This window comes from Nitrospira sp. (assembly GCA_015709715.1).
Lineage (GTDB): Bacteria > Nitrospirota > Nitrospiria > Nitrospirales > Nitrospiraceae > Nitrospira_A.
On record CP054184.1, the window covers coordinates 2,963,563 to 2,988,260 of the forward strand.

Consider the following 24,698-nt stretch of genomic DNA (forward strand, 5'->3'; position numbering starts at 1 on the left):
ACTGAGGGATAGGCGCTCCCCTACAATCCTCCCTCGGTGGGTCATTCCATGGCTTCGAACGCGACGATTCTCAAAGCCGTCCTGCATATTGCCGATGTGGACCGGCAGTACTATGAGGACCATGTGCTCACGTTGGCGCGACACCCGTCCGAAACCGATGAACGGGTGATGGTCCGGCTGCTGGCGTTTGCGTTGCATGCGGACGGAGCCCTGTCCTTCGGCCGTGGGGTAGCTGCCGAGGATGAGGCCGCGCTGTGGAAGCGAGATTTAACGGGCCGCTTGGAACAGTGGATCGAGGTGGGATTGCCGGGGGAGAGGATCATTCGGCAGGCCTGCGGACGGGCCGAGCGAGTGAGCGTCTATGCCTACGGTGGGCGACCGGCGGATCAATGGTGGAAGGACCAGCGAGCGGAGTTGGAACGTTTTGACAACCTGACGGTGATGAATGTCCCCTGGACTGCGAGCCGGGATCTCACGCAGTTCGTCCAGCGCAGCATGGATTTGCACTGCACGATCCAGGAGGGCCAGATCCTGATCGGTGATGGCGCGCACGCGCTGCAACTGGAATTGGTGACCTGGAAGGAGCGCACGACTCCATGAAGGCAGGGGTGTTCATGGCGAGGGGTGGACATCGGAAAGGTGGCGGGATATGAAAGGCAAGAAGCGTATGCCCACGGACGGAGCACCGGTGGCCTGGAAGAGCCCGTTCGCGGTCTTGAAAGAGGTCGAGTTGCCGCCGACTCAGCAGCGCGACACGATCGATCGTCCCGCTGAGGCCTTGCGTGAGCAGGCGACCCGTCGTGGGCGAGTGGACATTCTCCGGCAGACCGCCCATCGCGGCGGGAAGACGGTGACGGTCATCACCGGGTTTGTCGGGATCTCGACGGCCGAACAGGACACCCTCGCCAAAGAGATGCAACAGGCCTGCGGGGTCGGCGGGACCGCCAAGGAAGGGCGCATCGAGATCCAAGGCGACAAGCGAACGGAGGTCGCCCGCATCTTGACCAAAGCGGGGTTCCGCCCGGTGATGGCAGGAGGGTAACCGCACGCATGGCCGAACCCTTGAAACACCAATTCGGGCCAGACGTGCCCCGTGCCATCGCGAAGATGGTGGCCGGAGTGTGGCCGACCTTTCCGCGGGCGGCGTTCGTCCGATCGGCGCTGGAGGGGTATGAAGCCCTCGAACTCATGCCGCGCGGCTGGAAGATCGCGCAGGTCCTCCGGCGCTACCTGCCGACCGACTATCCGAAGGCCGTCGAGATTCTCCTCGCCTCGCTCGACCAGCCCATCCGACGTCGTGTCGGCCAGGGCATGGCCTCGTTTCTGTTTCTGCCGCATGTGTTGTTCGTCGCGGAATATGGACTCGAGCACTTCGAGCCCTCCATGCACGCCCAGTATGTCTTGACCCAGCGATTCACGGCGGAGTTCAGCATCCGCCGGTATTTGGAGCGCCATCCACGCGCGACCTTGGCCCGGCTGGCGGAATGGGCGACCGATCCGAGCGAGGATGTGCGGCGCCTGGTGTCGGAAGGAACGCGTCCTCGGCTGCCCTGAGCTGCGCGGCTTCGCGCGTTTCAAGCCGATCCGCGCCCGGTGCTGGCGTTACTGGAGTGGCTCAAGGACGATCCCTCGCTGTATGTGCGAAGGAGTGTCGCCAACAATCTCAACGATATCGGCAAGGACCATCCGGCCTTGTTGATCGAGACGGCGCGCCGCTGGTTGGGTGAGGCGACCGAGGAGCGCCGATGGATCGTGCGTCACGCGCTCCGCTCGGCGGTGAAACGCGGTGATGCCGAGGCGCTGGCCCTATTGGGGTACGGCCGCGCCGGCTCGGTTGCGCTGCGCAGGATTGAGATCGCGCCGTCGCCGGTTTCCATCGGGTCGGTCGTCACCATCGCGTGTGACCTCGTCAACCATGCCACGGTGCCGCAGCGACTGTTGGCGGACTTGCGGGTGTCGTATGTGAAGGCGAACGGGACGGCGACGCCGAAAGTCTTCAAACTGAAAGCGGTCGAGTTGCCGGCGCGGGCGGCGGTGCGGTTGGGCAAGCGGTTGTCCCTGTCGCAGCTCACCACGCGCACACATTATCCCGGCCTTCACCGGGTGGAACTCCTCGTCAACGGGCGTCCAGATTCGTTGGGCACCTTCCATCTGATCGCAGCCGCAAGACGGCGCCCGACATCGGCGTGAACGCACGCCGTGCCGCCAGGTCTCTCGCCCGATTTCTTCCGTTGACAGCCTGTTCGTAAGGGGCTAGCCTAGGGCCGCCACTTTCCAGCTCGTTCGCATGTGTCCCTCGACCGAGGTGGTCCCATGCCGCACGCCTCCACTGAACTCATCCCCTGGTTTGATACCGACCTGACAAGCAGGAGGTCTTGCCATGTATACCGACTTCTATGGTCTCATCCGGGAACCCTTCGGCACCACGCCCGACGCCGACAACCTGTTCTTGAGTCCGAGTCATCGCGAGGCCCTCGGCTCGATTTTGTATGGGATCAAAGAACGGAAGGGCGTGATACTGGTCACGGGTGAGGTCGGCGTCGGGAAAACCACGATCTTGCGCCGTTACCTGCAGATTGCCGCGCCGCCGCAACAGCCGTCACCGCATCCACAACAGACCGTCCACCTCTACAATCCCAACCTGACGTTCGATCGGCTCTTAGCCACGATCCTTCAGCAATTGGGCGTGCACCCGGCCGGTGCGGAGCAGTCGGAGATGCTCACGCAATTGCATGAGGCAGCCCAGGCCGAACACGGAAGGGGCGGCACCATCGTCTTGGTCATCGACGAAGCCCAGTGCATGCCCATCGAGACGTTGGAAGGTATCCGAATGCTCACCAATCTGGAATCGGCGCACGACAAACTCATCCAGATCGTGCTCACCGGTCAGCCCGAATTGGAAGCGTTGCTGGAGCGGCACGAGGTGCGTCACGTTCGAGAGCGTATCGCGGTTCGAGCCAGGATCCTGCCGCTCACCGAGGCGGAGAGTTTGGCCTATATCCAACATCGGCTCGATCAAGCCAGCCGGGAACAGGTCTCGATTTTCTCGCCGGCGGCGCTCCGCGTGATTGTCCAGGCGGCGCGCGGCATTCCCCGGCGGCTCAATATTCTCTGCGACAACACGCTGATGGCGGGATTTCGCCGGAGGGAACCCATCATCTCGCGTCAGATCGCACAGCAGGTCGTGGCCGAGATCGATGACGTTCAGAGGGTCCCGCTCTGGAAGCGGCGCGAGGCTGCCGTACTGGTGGCGTTGCTGGCTCTCGTCTTTCCGGCTGGTCTCTATTTGGAATGGTTCCCGACCGGGCTTCAAGAAGGGCTTACGCCGCCGGTGGGTGAGAGGCCGACCAGGCAGCGGGATATGGGGCGCGAGCAGGCCGCGCCGGCGTTGCCACGCCCCGCGTCGCCGGCCCCGCCGCTGGAATCCTTATCGCCGCTTGCGACGGCCCACGCGGAACCCCCGATCGTCAAGCCGCCTGCGCCGCTGCCGCCTCCGCGCCCCGTGCCGGTCCTACCCGAGCTCGTGCGGGTGAGCGGGTCGCCTCCGGCGTCGCCGAAGAAGGAGGTTGCCCAGGCTCCCGAGGCCAGGGCCGTCCAGGTTGCCGTGGGCGGCGAGATGATTTCATCGGAGGATGCGGAATCCGGGGAGACGGCTCGACTGTTGGTGGTTCTGCTGGATGCGGGCCGTGTAGTGCTGGGAAAGGCGCAGGCGACGATCAACAACCCCCGCCTCGAAGACAAGGGGTTCTCCGGTGCGGTGTTTCACGCCCGGCTGCGCAAGGAGTTCCTGGCGAGGACCGGGCATGACCTGCAGGCCTTGAGTGCCGCCGCGATGCCGGAGCGGGCCAAGCCGCTGCTGAGCAAGCTGGCCGGCCTCATGCAGAAGGCCGTGCAAGAGGTGCAGGTGGACATCAACAAGAAGGGCATCGGGTTCAAGGGCTTCATTCCCGCGACGTTCGGGACACAGGTGGCTGCGACCTTTTCACGGGATACCGGGCTCAAGTTACGGCAGATCGGCCCGCCGGAGATCGAACCGAGGAACCCGGAGAATCGACCGGACGAGCAGGAAACCGAAGCGTTGCTCACCATCCAGAAGAGCCATCCCCGGGTGGGAGACCACGTTATTTCACAGCGGTTGCCAGACCACAGCCTGCGGGTCTTGCTGCCGCTGTTCTACACGAGGCCCTGCTTGAGCTGCCATGGCAAACCCAAGGGAGAGGTCGATATCTCCGGCTACGAGAAGGAAGGCTTCAAGGAAGGCGACCTCGGCGGGGCCATTTCGGTGATCCTTCCCGCTGCTGCCGAAACCGCCATGAGCCAACGAGAGGGCTGAGTCGAACGGGCTGGTGCCTGCCTAGGCGCCCCGCTGCCTGGGATCGATCGTTTGCCCCGTCATCGTGCCTTCGAGGCTCGCCAGATAGGAGTGCGCGACTTTGTCGGCAGGAATGCCGATGGAGGGGTCCATCCCTCTGGCGATCAGCGTTTCCGTCACCCAGGGCGGACTCACCACATTCACGCGAAGGCCGCGCGGCAGTTCCAGTGCGGCGGCGCGGACAAACCCTTCCAGGCCCGCATTCACCATGCTGATCGAGGCGCTGCCCTTCATCGGTTCCCGGCTGAGCACGCCGCTGGTCAAGGTGAACGACCCGTGGTTCGTGACGAAGGCCTTACCGATACGGACCAGATTCGCCTGCCCCATCAGTTTGTTCTTCAAGCCGACGAAGTAATCGTCGTAGGTCAGGTCATCGAAGCTGCCGAACTTGGCGCTGCCGGCCGTGCTGATGACTGCATCGCAGGTGCCGACCGCCTTGAACAGCGCCGTAATGGAGTCGGGCGAGGCCAAATCCACTTGGTGCATGCCCTTCCGGTGGCCCACGGTCACCACCTCGTGTCGGGCGGCTAACGCCGAAACGACCGCGCTGCCGATGGTGCCGGTTCCTCCGATGACAATCACTCGCATGCAGTATCTCCTTATGTTCACGTTTCGCGCATGGTAGTCAATCGGTGGTGACGGACGCAAGCGTACGGGTGTCGCTCACTCCGGGCAATCGATGACATACTGTGGTCTGGCCGATGGGTCGAGGGCGTGGTGAACGTAGCGGCAGGGAGGAATGTCCGCTTGCAATCGCCGTAAGAGCCGCGTGATGTTCATGTTAGGCGGAATCTCGCAGAGCCATACGTGCATGCCGGATTCGAGATCGTCGAAGTGCCGTTGCACGGAAAACCCGGGTTTCTCCATGAAGTAGGCCGAGAGAAAGCCGTTGATGGCTTGGACGGTCCAGGGATGCTCCTTGATGTAGCGGTAGGTGAGTCGAAGCTCTACGACCAGATTACTCTGCGCTGCATCCATGCGAGTGGCGCTCCTTCCTGGTGATGGAGGGGCACTGTAGCAGGTTGTGGAGAACGGTGGCCAGCGGCCTACACACATGAGTCCATGTCAGCGCGCGCCAGGTTTGGCTGGGTGGAACATTGAGACTGTCGTGAGGATCTGTGTAAGGTATGGCATGGAGGACTTCACGTCTATCAGGAAGCCCAAGAAGAGGGGGGCGAGAGTCTTTGTATGGTGAGCCCGCACACGCCTACGTAATGCAGCACGATTCAGCGCTTTGAGTAAGTAATCGCTGTGCTCTGCTAGCTAGAATGCATCGCACATGTCGGCAGGTCTCATGCGATACAGCCGGAATGAGAGCATGCCAGCACTTATTCGAGACAAATACTCCCGACCCCCTTCCTTTGACACCTACCTCGACACCCTAATGAGCACAACGTTACTCGCATAGGCATCTTGCATATCTCTCGCCGTAACAGGTTGTTTCACTTTGCTGGACTCTCCGCAAGGGCTAGAGGATGTCATGGAGATCATACTTTTCAAATAAGAACTTTTGATCGCGAAGTTCACGTTTTGTGTGAGAACTCCCGTCGTTGTTAGCATTTTCTTGTTGTTCAAGGTGGAGGTCACGACGCCGATGACGTGTCCCGATTGGTTCAATAGCGGGCTCCCACTATTTCCCGCCTGAATCGGAATGCTGGTTTGAAAGACTCGGGGATCGTTATCGACGCCCAACACATTGCTGACGAGCCCTTGGCCAATGCTGGGAGAAGTAGCTAACAGCCCAGAGAGTGGATAGCCGATGGCGAATACTGCATCGCCGGATTTGACTTCGTCTGAATTGCCGATCAAAAAACAGGGCGCATTCGCAATAGTAGAGGTGGCGCCCTGAAGTTTTGAACGATCAACCCGAAGCAGAGCCAGATCATTCTGCGCGTCTTTCAAAAGGAGATCCGCTTTCAGTTCGGTTGATCCAACTAGCACCGAAATTCTTCTCGCCTCCTTAACAACGTGCCAATTGGTTGCGATCGAGTCTGACGCTACAAAGAATCCTGTTCCCGTACTGTTTTCGGACCGTGTCAGAGGACCCGTGTTAGGGGTTTTGGGATAATTTCTAACGAACGTCGTTCGTTGTTGCCTGCCAAATTGATCAGAAAGAGTAAACTCCAAGAGGTTAGGGGATGGCAAAAGAAACATGGTCCCGATCTCATTATGTTCGAAATCGAAATAGGACCCGCTATAAGCGTCTGGGGAAGCAGTTTCTTTTAGAATGAGCTTAATATCCCCTTTATTCCATGTGTCAACCCGCGAATCTGCGATGACGCCTAAATAGTCGTACTCTTTATATCGCTCCGTCGTGTTACGGATGATCGCCACTTCATAATTGTTCGAACTTCCGATCCACACGCCTTCAATAGGGGTTAATTCGCGATTAGCCAAATATTTCTCGATGAGTTCGGAGCGGCTTCTTATACTTACCCCCGGAGTCGATTTGTTATACAAGCCAGCGGCCGCGAAGCCCGGAGTTCCGACCACTCGGTTACCTTGCGCATCAATGCTGCAACCGGTTACTCCGTACGCGTAAAAAACGACCAATCCTAGGGGCCACAGCAGCTTAGACTTCATAGCGATTCCATTCCCATCGGCATAATGCCATGTGCTTTAGTGCACTACTATACTCACGCGGCTGAAGTATAATCCTCGCCTTTTGGCATCTCAATCAGCGCCTAATCTAGGGTTGCTTAGGACAAATAATGACTTTCAAGTCGAGGATAGGGGGTGAAGAATATAAGGGAGTTTTTGTTTTAGGATGCTTTCGGCCTTCCTCGTGGTCGGAGGGTCGATTCCATTCCGAATCGTGTCGCCATTCTCCGAATCCAGGGTTCGTCGCCGAACGGGCGACCTCGTTACACACTCACTCGGAGCGACTCCAATTCCGTCACAGCCTGTGGCCGATTCACGCGCGCCAGCCAATCGCGTGGACGCTCCCGCAGGCCAGTCGCTGAGCCAGGACGTCAGCTTCTTATCCTTCTGAGCCCTGCGGGGCCAGAGCAGGAGGTGCTAGTGATTGGGCATCAGGCAGCGGGCGGCGATGCGTATGCGGGTTTGAGCCTGGGCTTCGGCCAGAATCATTTCGAACGCGGCGTAGTCCGAGTGGGTGTCGAATAAAGACAATCCTCCCACGCGGCGATTCAGGACGTGAGATGCGAGGTCTCCGGCTGCGAGTCGTGGGCGATGGGGCATGGACGACCTTGTACCGATACGGCGCGATCCTACCAAGAAAGACTCCCGATCCCTTGTGTCTTTCTTTTTGGCTATCGGTCGACGACCTTTCGTACATCTTTGAGAAGCATGAGAAGATGCAATGGGTCAGTCGGTGATCGGAGGAAATCGAAGCGTTCGTAGAATGTGCTCGCGGCCTGATCTTTGGCATGGACCACGAAGGCCCGAATTCCTGCGATATCGGCAGCCTGTAGCGTTCTCAGCATCGCATCCTTCAACAAGGCCGCACCGACCCCTTGTTTTTGCCAGCGGAGGTCCACCGCTAATCTGGCAAGTAGCATGATCGGAATGGCGTGCTTGGCCAGTCCCTTCCGCACTCGCTCCGGGGCCTGTTCCGACTCTACCGATCCCACAGCGAGGGCGTAGTAGCCGATCACGGTTTGCTCAGATAGTCCCACATAGGTCTGCGCTCCCCCGCTGTGTTGATTGTGCAGCGCGTACTTCTGAAGGAAGCGATTGAGAGTGTCCTGACCGCAGTCGAATGCGTCAACGGCGTGGTGCGGGTGAAGCTTGTCGATGCGTCGAGTCACCGCGTTTTGTGAGAGCTTGGTGTCGGCGTGGCGTCAAAGAAGCCCGGCTCTGTGAGGAGGCGCTGCACCCGCGGGAGGGGGCGGGTCGGAGCATCCAGTGCGGCCAAGAACTCGGTCCACTTGGCCTTGCTCAGAGGGAACATTCGGCGATCTAGCAGGGCTTCCTCTGCCCGCGCCAGTGCGCTTTCAAGCACGAACGCGCTCAGGGTACGGTGGGTGGCCAAGGCGGCTGCTTCCAAGGTTCGCTTGGTTGCGGCGCTTACCCGAAGGTCTAATTTTTCGCTCCGAAGTGCGCGGGTTGGCATAACTCACCTCTCTTGTTCATAAAGATAACGCGAGCAATTCATTGCGTCAAGACAATGTGATGACGACTATATAGAGCATTTACAATGAGGTGCGTAAAGAGTCGCTGAGTAATTCAGCCGAGATAATCTGAAGCACCGGGTTGTGGAGGGGGGTGTTCTTGCAGAATGAGAGCACCCTGACCGGGTCATCGGGCTGCATTCCACAAAACCGATGGGCTGTCGCTGATATCGGGAAGCCAGGAGCCTCGGTGGACACAGGGTCGATCATCGGAACATTGAGACCGTCGTGAGGATCTGTGTAAGGTACGGCATGGAGGACTTCACGTCATGCTGACTGCCTACAACCAGGTGCCTCTTCCCTCGTTCATGTACGGAACCGCCTGGAAAAAAGAAGCGACGACACAATTGGTGCAACAGGCCGTGGCGGCGGGGTTCACGGCGATCGATACGGCCAATCAGTTGATTCATTATCAGGAAGCTCTGGTCGGGGAAGCATTGCTGGAGCTGGCGAAGCAGGGCACGCCGCGTGAGCGGTTGTTCGTGCAGACGAAATTCACGCCGGTGACCGGCCAGGATCACCGCACGCCCTACGATATCCGGACCGATCTTACCACCCAGGTCAGGCAATCGTTCGACAGCTCGTTGGCCCATCTTCACACGGACTATCTGGACTCGTACGTCCTGCACGGTCCGTATTATCGGCGCGGGTTGGGGGCGGAGGATTGGGAGGTCTGGGCCGCCATCGAAGCGCTGTATGAGTCGGGCAAGACGAAGATGATCGGCATCAGCAACGTGTCCGCCGAACAACTGACACTCCTCTGCGCCAAGGCGAGACATAAGCCGATGGTGGTCCAGAACCGCTGTTACGCCGCGCTCGGCTGGGATCGAGAAGTGCGGGAGATTTGCCGGAACCACCAGATCATCTACCAAGGGTTCTCGCTGCTCACCGCCAATCGCGAGATCTTCGCCGACCCGGAGGTGCGGGCCATGGCGTCCAAATACGGGGCAGGGCTGGCGCAACTGGTGTTTCGCTTCGCCATGCAGATCGGCATGCTGCCGTTGACCGGCACGACCGATCCGCAACACATGAAAGAGGATCTCGAATCCGACCGCTTCACGATCGAGCCCCCCGATCTTCGTCGTTTGGAGGCCGTGGGACTGTAGTCGTTGCGCGAGGTCTCGCCATTCGCCCACGGCCGAACGTCGGCGCCGGTTGCGTCCTTTGGGGAGGCGCTCCGTCTATAAAGGTGAGCGGCGGAATTCCCCGCCTCGGCAAGAAAGGAGCCCTCCCATGAGACCCCATCTTTCCCTCGATGTGCGCGATGTGTCTCGGTCGGTTGCGTGGTATCAACAAGTGTTCGGCGTAGCGCCTCAAAAACAGACAGTGGACTATGCCAAATTCGATTTGACGGAGCCGGCGGTGAATTTGTCCCTGGTTTCTTCCACCGGCATGATCAGTTCCGTGAACCATCTCGGCATCGAGGTGGAATCGCTCGAGGAGATCGCGATGTGGAAACAGCGGTTGCAGGCGGCCGGCATTCTGGAGAAGGTCGAGGAGGATATCGCCTGTTGTTTTGCGCGGCAGGACAAGCTGTGGTTCACCGATCCGGACGGCAACGCCTGGGAGATCTTTACCGTGCACGAGCAGCTGGACGTGGCGGGGCCGCTTGCCCGCACCGGGTGCTGCGTGCCGAAAGGGCAGGGTACGGCAACCTGTGCGGCAGCATGAAGGGATGCGCATATGGATATGAACGGTGACCGACCTGTCGAGGCGATGCCGGCGCCGGAGGTGTGGCAGCTGGTGCATGACGGACTTCGCACCTTCATCCAAAAGCGTGTCGCGAATCCGGTGGAGGTCGAGGACCTGCTCCAAGAGGTGTTTCTGCGGATCCATCAGCGGCTTGACCGCCTCAAGGATCCGCGCCGTGTCGTATCGTGGGTCTACCAGATCACGCGGCATGTGATCATCGACCACTACCGGGCTCCGAAGCATCGGCGGGAGATCTCGGTCGGGTTGGCCTCTGATATGGAAATGACCGGCCTGGCCCTCCCCACGCCTCCGGTTGAACGCGGAGAGGATTCCGGCCCACTCCGCAGGGAGTTGGCCGACTGTCTTCGTCCGATGCTGACTCAACTGTCTCAAGACTATCAGGATGCCATCATACTGGTGGAATTGGAGGGGCTCACCCAGCAGGCCGCGGCCGAACGTCTCGGCCTGTCTTTGTCCGGAATGAAGTCCCGCGTGCAGCGCGGACGGAAACAACTCAAGCAGCTCTTGGACGACTGTTGTCTGATTCAATTGGATCGACGCGGTGGAGTCCGAGACTATTCCCTGCGGAATCCGGACGTCGGTTCCTGTGCCGACCCGCTGAACCCCCTCGGTTCTTGACGCGCGGGCCTGCTGCGGGTAGGGTCGCCCCATGTCGATTCGTATCGCTCATGCACAACCGTCCGATGCGCCGCTCGTTGCCGATTTGGTAGGCGAACTATTGCGGGAGATCATGACGGCCATCGGCACGCAGGCCTTCGGATGGTCTCACGTCGAGACGGAATCGAGGGCGCGGGCGTGGCTGGAAGACGGCAGCTATACGGTGCTCCTGGCCCATGACGGCGATGCAACGGTTGGATTTCTGGCCCTGGTCGAAAGTCGTGCGCTCTATGCGGAGGGGACCTTCGGTACCATTCCGGAATTGTATGTGCGCCCTGCATTCCGTTCCTGCCAGGTGGGGGCAGCACTCCTGGCGGAGGCGAAAGGCCTGGCCCACACAAAAAGATGGACGAGACTGGAAGTGACTACGCCGCCCCTCCCGCAGTTCGACCGAACCTTGGCGTTTTATGAACGGCAGGGATTCGGCATTTCAGGCGGACGGAAAATGAAACTGTCCCTGTGATCCGGCCTGTCGTCCAAGAGGAACGGACCGGCTGCGGTATTGCAGCGGTGGCCGCGCTCGCGGGCGTGCCTTATTCGCGCGCGCGAGCCGTGGCGTCCTCATTGGGTATCTTCGCTCAAGATCCGAAGCTCTGGTCGGAGACGTCCTCTGTGCGGCGTCTGCTGCCGGCGTTCGGTCTGCGTGCCGCAGGGACGCGCAGGCCGTTCCGTTCCTGGGCCGGCCTGCCGGATTGCGCGCTGTTGGCGATTAAATGGCATCTGGAGTGCGGACGACCCTTCTGGCACTGGGTAGTGTTCGTGCGAGAGAACGACCGGTCGTACGTGGTAGATTCCACCCCGACGTTGAAGGCTCCCCTTCGGACCGACTTCGGGCGGATGAGGCCGGTGTGGTTTTTGTCTGTGACGAGGGAGAGGTAACGAGTGAACATCGCCATTGTCGGGGGTGGACCGGCCGGGCTCATGGCCGCCGAGACGGCGTTGGCCGGTGGCGCGCAGGTGTCGCTCTATGATGCCATGCCCTCCGTGGGCCGGAAATTTCTCCTGGCCGGGAAGGGTGGGTTGAACCTGACCCATTCGGAGCCGGTGGAGCCCTTTCTCTCGCGCTACGGACGTCGAAGGAAGCAGCTGGAGCCCCTGCTTGCGGCCTTCGGCGCGGGTGCGTTGCGTGCCTGGGCCCGCGACTTGGGCATCGAGACCTTCATCGGATCGTCGGGGCGGGTGTTTCCGACGGATATGAAGGCCGCGCCGCTTCTGCGGGCTTGGCTGCGACGGCTTCGCCATGCGGGATTGGTCATCCATGTGCGGCATCGGTGGTGCGGGTGGGAAGGTCCTCGCGCGTTGCGCTTCGAGATGCCTGAGGGTTCGAGGACGGTGACGGCCGATGCGGTCATCCTGGCTTTGGGCGGCGCGAGTTGGCCGAAGCTCGGGTCGGATGGTGCCTGGGTGCCGTGGTTGGAAGCACGCGGGGTGACGGTGGAGTCTCTGCAACCGGCCAATTGTGGATTCGACGTGGACTGGACGGACCACTTTCGCCAGAAATTCGCCGGCGTGCCGGTGAAGACCGTGGGTGTGGTGGCAAAGTCGCTGAGCGGCGAGGTAATACGCCGCATGGGGGAATTCGTCATCACCGACACGGGGGTCGAAGGCGGCGTGATCTATGCCGTGGCTGCCTCTGTGCGGGACGAACTGCGAGCGACAGGTCTCGGCACCCTTCGACTGGACCTCGCGCCGGATCGACCCTTGCCCCACTTGATCAAAGATCTTGCCCAGCCGCGCGGGAAGCGGACCATGGCGACCCACTTGCAGCGACGCGCGCACATCGACGGCGTGAAGGCCGGGCTGCTTCGTGAGATCATCTCCAAGGAAGATTTTGCGGATCCGACTCGCCTGGCGGCAGGGATCAAATCGCTGCCGCTGACGTTGAAGGCCGCGCGACCGCTTGAGGAGGCGATCAGCACCGCGGGAGGGGTCTCGTTCAAGGCCCTCGACCGCAGACTGATGGTCAAGTCGCTGCCGGGCCTGTTTTGCGCAGGGGAAATGTTGGATTGGGAAGCGCCGACCGGCGGCTACCTCCTCACGGCCTGCTTCGCCAGCGGTCGGGCAGCGGGGACCGGAGCGGTGGCGTGGCTCAAGGAGCGCCGGCACAACGGTGGCTGACGCGGTGACGGTTGAGGGCATTCCGGCGCTGGTCGTGCCGGGGATCGGCGATTCAGGGCCCGGCCATTGGCAAACGTGCTGGGAGCGACAGCATCTCCACTGGCGACGTGTGCGGCAGCGTGATTGGGCACATCCGGTCTGCGACGAATGGGTTGCCGCTCTCCATGCGGCGGTGGTGCAGGCCTCCGTGCCGCCGCTGTTGATCGCCCATAGCATGGGGTGCTTGACGGTCGTGCATTGGGCGTCCCGATCCGCCTTGCCGGTCCGCGCAGCGCTTTTGGTCGCTGTGCCGGATCCCGAGGCGGCGATGTTTCCGGCGACGGCGAAAGGATTTCGACCGGTTCCGTCTGCGCGCCTGCCTTGGCCCAGCCTGCTCGTGGCCAGCACCGATGACCCGTTCGGCTCCGCCGCATTCGCGCGCCGTTGCGCGGCCGCCTGGGGAAGTGAGTATGTGGAAATCGGAGCAGTGGGCCATATCAACGCGGAGAGTGGGGTGGGAGCGTGGCCTGCCGGTCTCGCTCTGCTGCAACGGCTCCTGCGCGCCACGTAAGGTCCTACCCCGGGCCCGTTCAGGCGTCCCGATCCAGGGACCCCGGCCGGGCCGCTGTGACTTGAGTTCGCCCGGTTCCCCCCGTACAGTGGAACGAGAACTGAGGTTGCATGGACCTTTCACCTCCCACTCCAGCCCCGCGCTCACGGCGGCTGCTGTTCCGCCTCGCGCTTCTATCGGCGATTCTCGTCCTAGCCGGCCTCGTTGCCCTGCCCTGGATGCTGAATCAACCGGCGGTGACGGCGGCCTTGCTGCGACAGCTTGAGGCACGAACCGGTTATCGCGTGGCCATCGAGGATTCGCACCTGCGGATCGTGCCCTCTCTCGAGGTGGAACTCCGGCAGGTCCGCCTCCACCACTCCACGATGGATCGGCCGCTCCTTACGGCCGATGCCGTCACCGTCGCGCTGCAGTGGTGGCCCCTCCTCGAAGGGCGCCCCGTGGCGACGGAGCTGGTGGTGGATCGTCCGCAGCTGACGATCCGCCGAACGGCGGATGAGAGGTGGCGCCTTGACGGTCAGGCTCCATCACCACTGTCCGGCGAATCGACCCAGCCCGTCGAATTGTTGGAGACCTTGCGGAACGTCCTGGTCGTTCAAGGGAGCCTCACCCTCGTCGATGAATTGCGCGCCGTGGTTCACACTCCCTTGCGCCTCACCGTGGCCCAAGGCACCCTGTCGACCGAAGTGGCGGGACGGCACGCGCGACTGCAGGTGTCGGGCGAGATTCCGCAGGGGGGCGGGGCTGCGGCATTTTCCTGGGACGGTTCGCTGACGCAGCGCGGTGAACGCGGCCACCTGCAAGCGGAGGGGGTTCTGCGGCTGCAGCATGTCAATGTGCGCCATCTGCTGTCGTTCTGGAACGGGCCCGGTCGCATCACCGACGGGGTGGATGGGGCTGCGCAGATGACCGCCCATGTGCGCTGGTCGTCCGCCTCCGAAGGACACGATGTCCTCGTCGACGAACTGAAGGCCGAGTTGCAGGAGCTGGCGATTCAAGGCTCCGGCTCGATCACCGGCCTGGGGGGCCCGCGCCCGAAATTTGCCGCGCTGCTCTCCGCTCCGCCGGTTCCTCTCCCCCGTGCTTTGCGGCAGGTCCCTTCAGCTTGGCTGGATGAGCCGTTACGGGTGCAGTTGGATGGGTATGGCGTCGATGGATTACTCGCGCTCCGATCGATGGCCGTGAGCGGGACCTTGGGGGCCGAGGGACGACCCAACGTCAGCGCCGTGGTCGAGATTCGAAACGGCCGATTCGCGCCGGCTCCGCCGCTACCGGCGGTGGAGCACATCTACGGCACGGTGATCGCTGATGCGGAACAGCTGCGTATGAGGGAGATGCGCGCCGAATGGGGTGCCGTGCGATTGACCGGGCAGGATCTGTTGGTGACCCGGTGGACCACGGACCCACGGGTCGATGTCAAAGTACAGGGAACGGCACCGCTGGCGGGAGTGGTGGAGACCGCGCGGCGTCTGGATCAATTCCCGCTGCTTCGAGATCTGGCGGCACAGGTGGAGGGCCCCACCGGACAGCTCGACATGGTGGTCCATCTCACGGGACAGCCGGCTAGCGGAAAACCGCTTGAATTAACCGACCTCGACCTCAAGGTCCGTCAGGGAGGGGTGCGGAGTGCCTGGTTGCCGGTTCCGGTCCGCCAAGTGGAGGCCCATGTCACGGTCACGCCGACGCTGGTGGCGATCGATCATCTGGAGGGATGGGCGGGGCCCGCCGCGTTTCGCACCCATGGCGAGGTGGCGCTGGTGGGCGGCAAGGCCTTCTCTGATGTCACGCTGAACATGCACGCGGAGGCCGCGGCGCTGGACTCGTTGTGGCCCGAAGGGGGTGAGGGGGCGTTCCGCCCCGAGGTGGAGGGCGCCCTGCGTCTGCACGCCGCCGTTACCGGCCCCTTCGACCGTTTGCGGATCAAGGGCCTGTTCGATCTGCGGCAGGCCGCGCTGCACATCCCGAATCGATTGACCAAACCGTTGCAGGCCCCCGCCAGCGTGGGATTCGACATGTTGTTGTCCGGAGGGACCGGCTTGGCGGTTCGGCAATTCGACCTGCGGTTTCCTCCGATCAAACTGGTCGGTGAGGGAGCGTTGGAGTTTTCCGAGGAGAAACCCTTTTCGCTGAAGCTGTCCACGGGAAAGCTGGCCGTCGATCGGCTTCCCAAGGGTGTTGCGCTGGGACCGATCCGGGCCGGCACGTTGGATGCCGTTCTGAAGATGACCGGTCAATTGAGCGATCGCCGTTCCTGGCAGACCGTCGGCCACGTGCGGTTCGATGAAGGCCGACTCGCAGTCGAGCGCCTCGCCGCGCCGATCCGGGACCTGTTCGTCACCCTGCGGTTCGATCAGGATCGCATCCAGATTCCACGGCTGGCCTTTCATGTCGGGGCCAGCGACGTTCGGGTGACCGGCAGCGTCGCGCAATGGGCGGAGGCGCCGAAGGTGCGACTCACGGTCGAATCGTCCCAGTTCGACGTTACATCGCTCGCCTTGGCTCCCTCTTCCCCCTCCCGGGCCGGTCGCCGGTCGACCATAGGACAGCGGCCGACCATGGAACAGGAGTGGTGGTCGGCCGCCAGGGTCGATGCGTTTCTCTTCGTCGACCATCTCTACTACAAGACGTTCCTGCTGACCGATTTGTCGACCCGAGTGGTGTGGGACCACGGGCTGCTCACCGTCGAGCGAATCAGCGGCGATACTAACGACGGCCATGTGGCGGGGCAGGCGAAGGTGCGGATGGATGGTCGGCAGCAGCCCGAGCGAGTCGGTAGCACCTTTCGCGCGAACGGCATTCCGATCGATCGTGTCTTGTCGGAGATCCAGCAGCATCCGTCGCTCTCCGGTTGGCTGACCACCTCGGGCAAACTGCAGGCGGAATTCGAGCGTGGTGTGTTGCTGCCCGGTGCCATAGCGAGTCGCCAGCCGATTCACGTGCTGGTGGAGGATGGAAGACTGTCGAATCTGCCGGTACTTTCGACCCTGCTGTCGGTCTTGAACCTGCCGGCCTTGCTGCAGGGGCAAGTCGACCTTGAGAAGGACGGCTTGCCGTTCGATCACCTGAAGCTGGTCGGGTCGCTCAACCAGGGCGTCGTGGTGGTGAAGGAGTTGTTGCTCGACAGTCCGATCCTCAAGATCAGCGGGACCGGCCGGTATGACATGTTGGCGGACGAGTTCGACATGATATTGGTGACCAGTCCGCTCGGGTCCTACTCCAACCTCTTGAAACGGGTGCCGCTGTTCCAGCAGCTGCTGGCCGGGGATCGGCAGGGGTTCGATACGGCGGTGTTTGAGCTGAAAGGGTCGGCGAACAAGCCGGAGTTGCGGTACTTGGCGGCGGAATCCTTGATGGCTGGGGTGAAGGGCACGGCGCAACTGGCCTTCGATGTCCTGGTCAATGCCATCAAGCTGCCGCAGCAGGCCTATGCCATGGTGGAGGAGAGTTTCGGAGCGGCTGAAGAAGAAGACTTCTGATGAAGTGAGAGGTGCCGCTTACGGGGCGGACGTGGCGCGAATCTCCAGATCGTTCTTGACCCGCCGCACGCCCGGCACCTGTCTGGCCAATTCTGCTGCCTTGGCCTTGCGCTCCGCCCGCTGCACCGTTCCCGTCAAGGTGACCGTTCCATGCTCCGTCGTCACCAGAATATCGGACAACCCGCCTTGCTCATCCGCTGCCAAGCGCCCTTCGACCCGGGAGGAAATCTCGCCGTCCTGAGGACTGTCCGGCAACGTGGTCGGCGCAGGCAGGAGGCATCCGACCGACGTACTCAGCAGGAACAGGAGGAGCCATCTGTGCGGTCGAAGCATGGGTGCTTGCTCCCATTGCCATGGTGCGAGGGCCCGGCGATCTTGGCATAGCGGGGCGCCTGATTTCCACGCCCGAGGTTTCTGATTGCGTGGCTCGCCGGAACCGGGGCATCATGCGGCGGCCGGTCGGGACGAGCATCGGAGAGAGATGGCGGAAACAGCGGTCGATGTCTGTGTGGTCGGAGCCGGCGCAGCAGGCTTGGCTGCAGCCATTTTCTGTGCGGAGCAGGGGCGGCACCTGACGGTCGATCTGCTGGACGGCGCGAAGACGATCGGCGCGAAGATTCTGGTCTCCGGCGGCGGACGATGCAACGTGACTCACGATGTCGTGACCCCCGAGGACTACGTTGGAACGCGCCATCTCATCCGCAACGTGCTGGCCGCCTTTCCGGTGCAACGGACGGTCGAGTGGTTTGCGTCCCTCGGCGTGGACCTCAAGCGGGAAGACACAGGGAAACTGTTTCCGGTAACCGACCGGGCGCGGACCGTGTTGGAGGCGCTTACCGGACGCTGTCGGGAGTTAGGGGTGCGCGTGCGCCTCAGCCATTGCGTCGGCGAGATCGTCCGACTGGACAACCAGGGCGCCTCGGGAGGCCGATCGCCGGCCCGTTTCCTCATTCGGCACCAGCAGGGGGTGACGCTGGCCCGGTCCGTGATCCTGGCGACAGGCGGACGGTCCTTGCCGCGCTCGGGCAGTGACGGATCAGGGTACGGCCTGGCCCGCCGATTGGGCCATCGAGTGACACCGACCGTGCCTGCGCTGGTGGCCCTGGTGTTGGATGCTACCTGCTTTCACGCCTCGCTCTCCGGGCTGTCGCAACAGGTGGAGTTGCAAGCGCTCGTGCAGGGGAAGTCCGTTGATCAGCGGACCGGCAGTCTGCTTTGGACGCATTTTGGAATCAGCGGTCCCGTGGTGATGGACGCCAGCCGGTTTTGGACGCTGGCGCGCGAACGGGGAGAGCAAGCCGAGCTGTACGGCAACTTCTTGCCGGGATGGACTTTGGAGCAGGCACGCGGCTGGTTTCTTGATCAGACCGCCGCGCATCCGCGCCGATCCTTGGGTCCGCTGTTGGCGGGCCTGGTGCCCGAACGATTCGCCGACACGCTGTGCCGCGTCGTGGGTTGTGATCCGCAGCTGGCCGGTGCACAGACGGCGCGCCGGTTCAGGGAGCCCTTGTTGACGGCCCTCACCCGGTTCCGTTTCCCGGTGCTGCGTGACCGTGGTTGGAACTTCGCCGAGGTGACGGCCGGGGGCGTGCCGCTGGAAGAGGTCGACTTCCGCACCATGGAATCCAAGTTGGTTCCGGGCCTGTACCTGGTCGGCGAGCTACTGGATTGTGACGGCCGCATCGGCGGGTTCAACTTCCAGTGGGCCTGGGCGACCGGCCTGGTGGCCGGCCGTGCCGTGGCGGCGAGTCCTCTCGCCGGAGCTGCGTCCGGCCGTCAGTTGAATTCGTAGCCCACCCCGAAAATCACCGCTTCATCGATGCTCTTCCGCCCCGGCGCCGGTTGGGTGTTCAATCGGAGATCGTATTCGACGTTGAAGAAGAGGTTCTTATACACCGTGATGCGCAAGCCTTGGTCGGCGTTGAAACGGAACGCGTTGCCTGCGTTCACATCATAGAACCCTTCGTGGCGATGGAAGACCTTCACGCGAGCGGGCCACAGCGCATGTTCGAATCGCAATCCCCAGCGGCCGGAAGGCGTCCGGGTATTGGGGCTGTTCGTATAGTGTTCGCTCACATGGGCCAAGCCTACCGAGAGGGAGAGGGTCGTGCGGGCGCTTTCATAGAATTGATAGCCCAAGCCGCTTCCGATGGTGGAGCGCAATTGCAAGTTCTGCAGCGTGTCCTTTTCCAGCATGCCGAAGGTTTCGACGAAGATCTGTTTACTCACGAAGTAATTGTGTTTGAGGCTGGCCAGGGAGTTTCGGGCCGTCACCTGCTCGCCTGCCTGACCGTAGTTATATTTGCCCTCGATCAGCAGCCGCTGGCGGTAGGCATGCAACGTCAATCGAGCCGCGCTGTTGATGGCCTTGGTGCTGCTGTTCCCGGAGGTGCTGTTCCCGCCTACCGAGACCGTGCCGGTCAGTCGAATCGGCTCCAGATTGATCGCCGTCACCTCCTCGAGAGGGATGGCGCTTTCGGCGTGCAGCTCCGTCACTTCGCGCAGTCCCTGCGCGCCGAAGAAGAAGTCTGTGAGGGCGTCTCGGGACTGTTCGGGGACGAAGATCTTCATGGGACTGTTCGAGCTCACTCGTTGGACTTTGCGCCAATCGATCTTGATCTCGCCGCCATAATCCGTCTGCAAGGTCAGGATGCGCTCCTCCATCTTCACGATGGTGCCGGTCAGGCGGTCGCCGTTCAGCAACAGGACTTCGTCGGCCCATGCGAGGCCGGCCCACAAACTGAAGCACAACAGCGCGCCCTGCCGGAGCAGGAGGCGATGACAAGCGTGACGGAGCATGGAAATCAACCAACCTACTGGAGGGCCTGCGGGAGTTGCAAGCGGACGAGCCGAAAAAATCCGTCGCTCGGCTATTTCGCGATCGTGATGCCGGGGACGCCGCTGCGCGGGACGTCGGTTACCGTCATCTGAAACAGCTGGGTCAGCAGCTTGAAGGCTTCACGATTCCAGCGGCCCAGCGGCCCTTCGCCGTTGACGGCATAGTACCGGCCATGGGAACGGATGGAGAGGTCCGACGCGTCGGGTGCACGATCCGCGACCAGCAGCTCCATCGTGTGGACAGGATTCTCCGCCACGGGCGGCGTGCGAGCGTCCTGTTCGACCGCATATTCGCGCTCTTCATCCACGGAACGCCCCAGAAAATTCAGCATGGCGTTGAAGCTGCGCAAGCGGAAGTCGCCGCTCATCGGCCATTCTCCGCCGACATAGCCGGGGCGGATATCGAAGGAGACGTCGTTCGCGGACCGCTGGTCGGCGGCTTCGTGCAATCGAATTCGGTCCTTTGGCGGAAGGGCGGCGGGATCATAGTTGGTGATGAGAATGCGACCGGACACCGGTTTGCGGAGCGTATAGGCACGCTGTTCGGGATGGTAGGTGATCAAGTATTGTTGCTCCAAGGCGGCGAAGCCTTCCGCCGTGACGGATTCGGCGGGAATCGTCCAGGTGCGCTCGAACGTCATGGCTTCCGCATAGAGGCGGTTGGCGTCCTGAATGGCCGACAGATGCAGCACCACCTTGCGGAACATGTCGTACCCGGTTTTGTCGGACGGGCTGTTCCGATAGGCGATCTCCTGGCCATGGTCCTTCAGGCGTAGTTCCTTCGCCATGAGCCGCAACAACAGATCAATGTCGACGCCCTGCCGCAGCAACAACGTAAGCTTGCTCTCCTGAAAGGGGGTCAGGAGCCGCTTGGTGAACTCTTCTCCTTCGATGGGGGCGATGCTGATCGTGGGGTTTTCGGCGACCGAGCCGCCGAAGAGCGGCACCAGCGTCCGGCCATGTTCGCCGGTGAGCGTGGGAGTTGCGCCGGCGCTCACCCGGAAATCGAACGTCGCGGCCACGTTGGCCACGCCGGTGAAGTGGACCGGTTCGTGGTGATGGGCTCGCGCGATGTTGATCAGGAGCTGTTTGGAGATCGCGTCGGTGATCGCCTCGTCGTAGGCGAGGACGGCCCGATTCAAGGTCGGCGGCGACAGGCAGCCGGCCGGGCTTAGGACCATGAGCAGGGCCATGAGTCGACCCGCAGCCGTCTTGGCGAGGTGGTGCATCATCGGCGTCCAGGCTTCTAGCACAGTCGCCCGTTTCTGCCTAGAGCCGAAAGATCCACTCAATGACCGGCCATGGGCAGGAATGAGACGACGATGGATATCGCGATCAGCACGATGATGATCCATTCGAGTACTTCCATCCGTCGGGTCGTGCCGCGATCGGCCATTTTCCCGTAGATGCTGTCCAGCGTTTGCAGCTTCCTGAGGATGCCGGCATCCCAGGCCTCCAGGTGAAACCGCTGTGATGTCAAACGATAGACACGGGCGAGGTATTGGTCCCCGAGCAGCTTAAGGGTGTTGGCCACGCGCTCGAAGAGCACGGCGCTGTCGACCTGCAGCTGTGCGATGTGCGTCACGGCGGCTTCGTGCGAGCCCGGCAGCCACAGCCTTCGATTCGGCCGGTGTGTGAGCGCGTCATACCCCTGGTCGAGGGCGCGGTCCAGCTGCTCGTCCAGCATGCGCATTTCCAGCAGTTCCACGTTGACGAACTCGAGCACGGCGCGGACGTCGTCCATCTCCGCTCCGAACACGATCGCGGCGTTCCAGTCGATGAGGGCCAGATCGTCGCGGCTGAAGGCGATATGGCAGGCCGTCGCCTCGTGGACCTCCTGGTCGGAGAGCGGCTGGCGTTCGCTCCGCAGGACATGGGCGAACCGGACATCCAAGGGGGTTCCCATCGCAGGAGTGTCGGCAGGCGTCCACCGTTCGATCGAAAAGATCAGGTAGTCTTCGACCTCGTCGGAGATGGCAGGCCGCTCGATGGCCGGCTGGATATCGCGGACCAACTGATCCAGGCGGTGCCGCGATTCCGCCAGGAGCCGCTCATTTTCATACAGCGACTCGCTGAGCCCGAGCAAGTCGGAGAACGGGCCTACGAGGGGAATCCGGTAGATGACGGTGGCCGCGCCGAAGTCGTAGAGCACGACTTCCACGGCCGCACTGGATTGATAGGTGCCGAACACCAGCGGGGCGGTCTCTTGTGTCAGTCGCAGCGGGGCGGGCCGATAGTCGAAATAATGCGGCGCCCGCGCCTTGTGCCGAATGCGTCCGCGTTCCTTGATGGCCGTGACCCGCTGTTCCGCGTCGTTCAAATCGATGGTGAGGCCGATGTCATAGGCGAACAGGGCGTAACAGGTGCCCTGTTCGATGGAGAGCGGAGTCTGGTCGAGAACAGGCATCGCTATCTCGTCTGTGGAGGATGGGGTATGAATATGCGTTTCCCGCCGGGACTGCAAGGGGCCGATCAGCGGTCGGCCTCGGCCTGGAGCACGACGACCGTCGGGGGCAGGTCGTGCGGACAGGGTAGTTTCCGCCTGTTACGGTTCAGTTCAGCCTTGTTCAAAGAATGTCGAGCAGCGCATCGGGGGATTGTGCGAACCGAGCCACTCGCGTAAGACCACTGCCGGCCTTGCCTGTCTCCCGAACGGTGTTGCCTTGTCGGCGTACCAAGACGGCGTGCCTTCCGATTACCCGCGCTCTCTCGAGCGTGACCTTGCGACGCTCCTCTTCCGGTTGGCGGTTCAGGGGGAACAGGCAGAGGCTCTCCGGCGAGCCGCCGAGATCTACGTGGACCTCGCCGATGACCTCTTCGAGGGTGAGACGAAGAAGCGCCTGGCCTATGAGGCGGTGCTCCACGTCGAACAGCCGCATTATTCGTATGCCTGGAAGCGCATCTTTCTGCCTGAAGCGGAGCGGTTGCTCAAAACGCTTTGCCCTTCCTGAGCGTTCTGTCGCACCCCCCACTGCCATGAGCTGATTGGTAAGGCCGACTCCGATAACGGAGCCGATGAGCGTGTGTGAACTGGAGGAGGGCAATGGCGGGTGTTCCTGTCTCGCCTCACGCAGGGCGTTTGTTTTATCATCGCAGGCACAAGGAGGCGGGTGGCATGCAAACGATGCGAGGCCTGGGCCGAGTCTTGGCCGGCCTGATGGTGGTGAGTGTCCTATCCGGGTGCGGCAGTTCGGTCAAGCTCATGTCGGGTCTCAGCATCGAGGAACTGAAGCCCGTTCCAGGGGTGTTGCCGAGCGCCAGGTTGATCAGGGGGACCATTTCGCGCATCACCGGAGATCGCGTGGAGGTGGACACCGGGGAGCGGTCTCCCCGAGAGCTTTCGCTTGAGGCCGGCGGCGATGAAGCCCGAGGTCTGCAAGCGGGTGGATTGGTGGAGATCATGGTCAACGATCGCGATGAGGTTGTGGCCTATCAACGCCCCGCCGATACGCCGCCGACGAAGATCTTTCTCGGCTCGCTGGGAAATCCGTTCAATCCGCTCAAGGAACGGGTCACGATTCGTCTGGATTCGGGTCGGGACGTGGCCTTCTATGCCCGACAGGTTGCGATGGAGAAACTCGCGGCGCTGGAGGTCGGTGAGACGGCCGATTTTGCCATCGATCGGGCGATCTTGCTCGTGGATGTCTTGTCTCTGGGCAAACCGCGGGAGCGGGCGGTCGGTTCGTCGCCGGACGCGCCGCAACGCCACGTCGAGGGAGCCTTTGTGACCATCGGCGACGGTCGGGTGCGGTTGCGCATGAAGACCGACCATATTCAATCCTTTCCCGTACGGCCATTGCTTCAACCGGCTCTCGAACAGCTGAATCCCAATGAGGTGGTGTCGGTGTACCTGGATGCCCAGGGGCAGGTCATCGACATGGCGAAGGTGCCTGTCCGGTGATCTGGTTCAGCGGCGGCGCGGGAGCCTGACGATGGTCGTGATCAGCCAGTCGTTCATCCGATCGGGAAGCAGCCGGGTGAGCAGGGCGCGCAGGGCGGCATCGGAGCCGATGAGGTAACGGGTTTTGGGCCGACGTGCGCGCAATGCATGCGCGACCGCCTGGGTCACGACGTCGGCCGGCTGAGCCTGTTCGCCGGCGGCGGTTGCGGCTTCCTTTACGCGGGTAAACCCTTCTTGGTAGAGCGACTTGAGCTCGGGGCTCCAGGAGGCGTCCCACCGATCGACCTGTCGTCTGGTCTTAGCCCAAATGGGAGTGGCGATGGCGCCGGGTGCAACGAGCGAGACGTGAATGCCCCAGGGCTGTACCTCGATCCGCAACGCATCCGTGATGGCTTCCAGCGCATGTTTCGAGGCGGCGTACGGTGCCATGAACGGCATGGAGGTTCGGCCGGCGATGGACCCCATGTTGATGATGCGCCCGCGTCCCTGACGGAGGAGCGGCAAAAAGGTTTGGGTGACCGCCACGAGACCGAAGACGTTGACCTCGAACTGCCGGCGCCAATCGGCCAACGGTAAGGCCTCGATCGGACCGGCCACGCCGATCCCCGCGTTGTTGATCAGGCCCGACAAGCCGCGGTCGCCCACCATGGCGGTGACGGTGTGGTGGGCTGCGGCGAGAGAGGCGGGATCGGTGACATCGAGCCGGATCGGCATGAGCCGTGGACCGGCCTTGCGTTGCAGGCTGTCGCCGTCGGCAAGATTCCGGACCCCGGCAAAGACGCGATACCCCAAGTTGTCCAGGCGAAGGGCACAGGCGGCGCCGATGCCGGTGGACGCGCCCGTGATGACGACGGCGTCCGATCGAGAGCGGCGAGAAAAGAGGTTCCACTTCACAACAGTGAATGTCCTGGATGGCCAGCGGCGTACCCTACCATACTTT

General features: G+C 62.2%; 25 protein-coding genes and 1 pseudogene. 15 read left to right on the plus strand and 11 right to left on the minus strand.

Annotated elements, in window-relative coordinates; translation table 11 throughout:
- The first annotated feature begins 48 nt into the window (after nucleotides 1–48).
- The 4 genes and pseudogenes from HRU82_14435 to HRU82_14450 all read left to right on the plus strand — a co-directional run bounded on the left by HRU82_14435 (nucleotide 49) and on the right by HRU82_14450 (nucleotide 4,333).
- A complete protein-coding gene (locus HRU82_14435; protein QOJ36066.1) occupies nucleotides 49–600 on the plus strand; it encodes a YaeQ family protein in 552 nt (183 codons plus the stop codon).
- Between the two features lie 49 nt (nucleotides 601–649).
- Nucleotides 650–1,042, plus strand: a complete 393-nt coding sequence (locus HRU82_14440; GenBank protein ID QOJ36067.1) for a translation initiation factor — start codon at nucleotides 650–652, stop codon at nucleotides 1,040–1,042.
- 8 nt (nucleotides 1,043–1,050) lie between these two features.
- Nucleotides 1,051–2,190: pseudogene (locus HRU82_14445) on the plus strand (DNA alkylation repair protein).
- Between the two features lie 190 nt (nucleotides 2,191–2,380).
- Nucleotides 2,381–4,333, plus strand: a complete 1,953-nt coding sequence (locus tag HRU82_14450) for an AAA family ATPase (GenBank protein QOJ36068.1) — start codon at nucleotides 2,381–2,383, stop codon at nucleotides 4,331–4,333.
- Nucleotides 4,334–4,354: 21 nt separating this feature from the next.
- Here HRU82_14450 and HRU82_14455 read toward each other — a convergent pair whose 3' ends face one another.
- From HRU82_14455 to HRU82_14480, 6 genes are all read right to left on the minus strand, one after another.
- Complete coding sequence (locus tag HRU82_14455; GenBank protein ID QOJ36069.1) at nucleotides 4,355–4,960, minus strand: short chain dehydrogenase; 606 nt, start codon at nucleotides 4,958–4,960, stop codon at nucleotides 4,355–4,357.
- Between the two features lie 75 nt (nucleotides 4,961–5,035).
- Nucleotides 5,036–5,350 carry a hypothetical protein gene (locus tag HRU82_14460; GenBank protein QOJ36070.1) on the minus strand — a complete coding sequence of 105 codons (315 nt, stop codon included), beginning with the start codon at nucleotides 5,348–5,350 and terminating at the stop codon, nucleotides 5,036–5,038.
- A gap of 390 nt (nucleotides 5,351–5,740) precedes the next feature.
- The gene (locus HRU82_14465; protein ID QOJ36071.1) at nucleotides 5,741–6,955 is read right to left on the minus strand and encodes a trypsin-like peptidase domain-containing protein; all 1,215 of its coding nucleotides are present in this window, start codon (nucleotides 6,953–6,955) and stop codon (nucleotides 5,741–5,743) included.
- A 435-nt stretch (nucleotides 6,956–7,390) separates the two neighbouring features.
- The gene (locus tag HRU82_14470; protein QOJ36072.1) at nucleotides 7,391–7,573 is read right to left on the minus strand and encodes a hypothetical protein; all 183 of its coding nucleotides are present in this window, start codon (nucleotides 7,571–7,573) and stop codon (nucleotides 7,391–7,393) included.
- Nucleotides 7,574–7,644: 71 nt separating this feature from the next.
- Nucleotides 7,645–8,142, minus strand: coding sequence for a GNAT family N-acetyltransferase (locus HRU82_14475; GenBank protein ID QOJ36073.1), 498 nt, complete (start codon nucleotides 8,140–8,142; stop codon nucleotides 7,645–7,647).
- Nucleotides 8,139–8,447: a DUF1778 domain-containing protein gene (locus HRU82_14480; GenBank protein QOJ36074.1), complete on the minus strand. Its 309-nt coding sequence runs from the start codon at nucleotides 8,445–8,447 to the stop codon at nucleotides 8,139–8,141. The genes HRU82_14475 and HRU82_14480 overlap by 4 nt, the downstream gene beginning before the upstream one ends.
- 327 nt (nucleotides 8,448–8,774) lie before the next feature.
- Here HRU82_14480 and HRU82_14485 point away from each other — a divergent pair, with 327 nt between their 5' ends.
- The 8 genes from HRU82_14485 (at nucleotide 8,775) to HRU82_14520 (ending at nucleotide 17,019) form a co-directional block, all read left to right on the plus strand.
- Nucleotides 8,775–9,611: an aldo/keto reductase gene (locus tag HRU82_14485; protein QOJ36075.1), complete on the plus strand. Its 837-nt coding sequence runs from the start codon at nucleotides 8,775–8,777 to the stop codon at nucleotides 9,609–9,611.
- Nucleotides 9,612–9,738: 127 nt separating this feature from the next.
- Nucleotides 9,739–10,176 carry a VOC family protein gene (locus HRU82_14490; GenBank protein ID QOJ36076.1) on the plus strand — a complete coding sequence of 146 codons (438 nt, stop codon included), beginning with the start codon at nucleotides 9,739–9,741 and terminating at the stop codon, nucleotides 10,174–10,176.
- Nucleotides 10,177–10,221: 45 nt separating this feature from the next.
- A complete protein-coding gene (gene sigZ, locus HRU82_14495) occupies nucleotides 10,222–10,836 on the plus strand; it encodes an RNA polymerase sigma factor SigZ (protein QOJ37224.1) in 615 nt (204 codons plus the stop codon).
- A gap of 31 nt (nucleotides 10,837–10,867) precedes the next feature.
- On the plus strand, nucleotides 10,868–11,338 hold the full coding sequence (locus HRU82_14500; protein QOJ36077.1) for a GNAT family N-acetyltransferase: 471 nt from the start codon (nucleotides 10,868–10,870) through the stop codon (nucleotides 11,336–11,338).
- Nucleotides 11,335–11,754: a hypothetical protein gene (locus HRU82_14505; GenBank protein ID QOJ36078.1), complete on the plus strand. Its 420-nt coding sequence runs from the start codon at nucleotides 11,335–11,337 to the stop codon at nucleotides 11,752–11,754. Before HRU82_14500 ends, HRU82_14505 begins: the two co-directional genes overlap by 4 nt.
- A gap of 3 nt (nucleotides 11,755–11,757) precedes the next feature.
- Nucleotides 11,758–12,993 carry a TIGR03862 family flavoprotein gene (locus tag HRU82_14510; GenBank protein ID QOJ36079.1) on the plus strand — a complete coding sequence of 412 codons (1,236 nt, stop codon included), beginning with the start codon at nucleotides 11,758–11,760 and terminating at the stop codon, nucleotides 12,991–12,993.
- Nucleotides 12,994–12,997: 4 nt separating this feature from the next.
- Nucleotides 12,998–13,543 (plus strand): alpha/beta hydrolase, encoded by a 546-nt coding sequence (locus HRU82_14515; GenBank protein QOJ37225.1) that lies wholly within the window; start codon nucleotides 12,998–13,000, stop codon nucleotides 13,541–13,543.
- Nucleotides 13,544–13,653: 110 nt separating this feature from the next.
- Entirely contained in the window at nucleotides 13,654–17,019 is a 3,366-nt protein-coding gene (locus tag HRU82_14520) for an AsmA-like C-terminal domain-containing protein (GenBank protein ID QOJ36080.1), read from the plus strand.
- Between the two features lie 18 nt (nucleotides 17,020–17,037).
- Here HRU82_14520 and HRU82_14525 read toward each other — a convergent pair whose 3' ends face one another.
- Nucleotides 17,038–17,352, minus strand: coding sequence for a BON domain-containing protein (locus tag HRU82_14525; GenBank protein QOJ36081.1), 315 nt, complete (start codon nucleotides 17,350–17,352; stop codon nucleotides 17,038–17,040).
- Nucleotides 17,353–17,500: 148 nt separating this feature from the next.
- Between HRU82_14525 and HRU82_14530 the strand changes: the two genes are divergently transcribed.
- Complete coding sequence (locus tag HRU82_14530; GenBank protein ID QOJ36082.1) at nucleotides 17,501–18,811, plus strand: NAD(P)/FAD-dependent oxidoreductase; 1,311 nt, start codon at nucleotides 17,501–17,503, stop codon at nucleotides 18,809–18,811.
- On the opposite strand, the gene HRU82_14535 is transcribed toward HRU82_14530, so the two are convergent.
- The 3 genes from HRU82_14535 to HRU82_14545 all read right to left on the minus strand — a co-directional run bounded on the left by HRU82_14535 (nucleotide 18,796) and on the right by HRU82_14545 (nucleotide 22,264).
- A complete protein-coding gene (locus HRU82_14535; GenBank protein ID QOJ36083.1) occupies nucleotides 18,796–19,818 on the minus strand; it encodes a DUF481 domain-containing protein in 1,023 nt (340 codons plus the stop codon). The genes HRU82_14530 and HRU82_14535 overlap by 16 nt on opposite strands.
- Nucleotides 19,819–19,889: 71 nt before the next feature.
- Entirely contained in the window at nucleotides 19,890–21,050 is a 1,161-nt protein-coding gene (locus HRU82_14540; protein ID QOJ37226.1) for a hypothetical protein, read from the minus strand.
- A 95-nt stretch (nucleotides 21,051–21,145) separates the two neighbouring features.
- Nucleotides 21,146–22,264, minus strand: coding sequence for a hypothetical protein (locus tag HRU82_14545; protein ID QOJ36084.1), 1,119 nt, complete (start codon nucleotides 22,262–22,264; stop codon nucleotides 21,146–21,148).
- Between the two features lie 277 nt (nucleotides 22,265–22,541).
- Between HRU82_14545 and HRU82_14550 the strand changes: the two genes are divergently transcribed.
- Nucleotides 22,542–22,808 (plus strand): hypothetical protein, encoded by a 267-nt coding sequence (locus HRU82_14550; GenBank protein ID QOJ36085.1) that lies wholly within the window; start codon nucleotides 22,542–22,544, stop codon nucleotides 22,806–22,808.
- Between the two features lie 164 nt (nucleotides 22,809–22,972).
- A complete protein-coding gene (locus tag HRU82_14555; GenBank protein QOJ36086.1) occupies nucleotides 22,973–23,758 on the plus strand; it encodes a hypothetical protein in 786 nt (261 codons plus the stop codon).
- A gap of 6 nt (nucleotides 23,759–23,764) precedes the next feature.
- Here the strand turns inward: HRU82_14555 and HRU82_14560 are convergent, their stop codons facing one another.
- Entirely contained in the window at nucleotides 23,765–24,652 is an 888-nt protein-coding gene (locus tag HRU82_14560; protein QOJ36087.1) for an SDR family oxidoreductase, read from the minus strand.
- Between the last annotated feature and the right edge of the window lie 46 nt (nucleotides 24,653–24,698).

What these genes read in the sequence shown, in the direction of transcription:
- HRU82_14435 (QOJ36066.1), top strand. Translation starts at nt 49, where the DNA reads ATGGCTTCGAACGCGACGATTCTCAAAGCCGTCCTGCATATTGCCGAT.
- HRU82_14440 (QOJ36067.1), top strand. Translation starts at nt 650, where the DNA reads ATGAAAGGCAAGAAGCGTATGCCCACGGACGGAGCACCGGTGGCCTGG.
- HRU82_14450 (QOJ36068.1), top strand. Translation starts at nt 2,381, where the DNA reads ATGTATACCGACTTCTATGGTCTCATCCGGGAACCCTTCGGCACCACG.
- HRU82_14455 (QOJ36069.1), bottom strand. Translation starts at nt 4,960, where the DNA reads ATGCGAGTGATTGTCATCGGAGGAACCGGCACCATCGGCAGCGCGGTC.
- HRU82_14460 (QOJ36070.1), bottom strand. Translation starts at nt 5,350, where the DNA reads ATGGATGCAGCGCAGAGTAATCTGGTCGTAGAGCTTCGACTCACCTAC.
- HRU82_14465 (QOJ36071.1), bottom strand. Translation starts at nt 6,955, where the DNA reads ATGAAGTCTAAGCTGCTGTGGCCCCTAGGATTGGTCGTTTTTTACGCG.
- HRU82_14470 (QOJ36072.1), bottom strand. Translation starts at nt 7,573, where the DNA reads ATGCCCCATCGCCCACGACTCGCAGCCGGAGACCTCGCATCTCACGTC.
- HRU82_14480 (QOJ36074.1), bottom strand. Translation starts at nt 8,447, where the DNA reads ATGCCAACCCGCGCACTTCGGAGCGAAAAATTAGACCTTCGGGTAAGC.
- HRU82_14485 (QOJ36075.1), top strand. Translation starts at nt 8,775, where the DNA reads ATGCTGACTGCCTACAACCAGGTGCCTCTTCCCTCGTTCATGTACGGA.
- HRU82_14490 (QOJ36076.1), top strand. Translation starts at nt 9,739, where the DNA reads ATGAGACCCCATCTTTCCCTCGATGTGCGCGATGTGTCTCGGTCGGTT.
- sigZ (QOJ37224.1), top strand. Translation starts at nt 10,222, where the DNA reads ATGCCGGCGCCGGAGGTGTGGCAGCTGGTGCATGACGGACTTCGCACC.
- HRU82_14500 (QOJ36077.1), top strand. Translation starts at nt 10,868, where the DNA reads ATGTCGATTCGTATCGCTCATGCACAACCGTCCGATGCGCCGCTCGTT.
- HRU82_14520 (QOJ36080.1), top strand. Translation starts at nt 13,654, where the DNA reads ATGGACCTTTCACCTCCCACTCCAGCCCCGCGCTCACGGCGGCTGCTG.
- HRU82_14525 (QOJ36081.1), bottom strand. Translation starts at nt 17,352, where the DNA reads ATGCTTCGACCGCACAGATGGCTCCTCCTGTTCCTGCTGAGTACGTCG.
- HRU82_14530 (QOJ36082.1), top strand. Translation starts at nt 17,501, where the DNA reads ATGGCGGAAACAGCGGTCGATGTCTGTGTGGTCGGAGCCGGCGCAGCA.
- HRU82_14535 (QOJ36083.1), bottom strand. Translation starts at nt 19,818, where the DNA reads ATGCTCCGTCACGCTTGTCATCGCCTCCTGCTCCGGCAGGGCGCGCTG.
- HRU82_14540 (QOJ37226.1), bottom strand. Translation starts at nt 21,050, where the DNA reads ATGGCCCTGCTCATGGTCCTAAGCCCGGCCGGCTGCCTGTCGCCGCCG.
- HRU82_14545 (QOJ36084.1), bottom strand. Translation starts at nt 22,264, where the DNA reads ATGCCTGTTCTCGACCAGACTCCGCTCTCCATCGAACAGGGCACCTGT.
- HRU82_14555 (QOJ36086.1), top strand. Translation starts at nt 22,973, where the DNA reads ATGCAAACGATGCGAGGCCTGGGCCGAGTCTTGGCCGGCCTGATGGTG.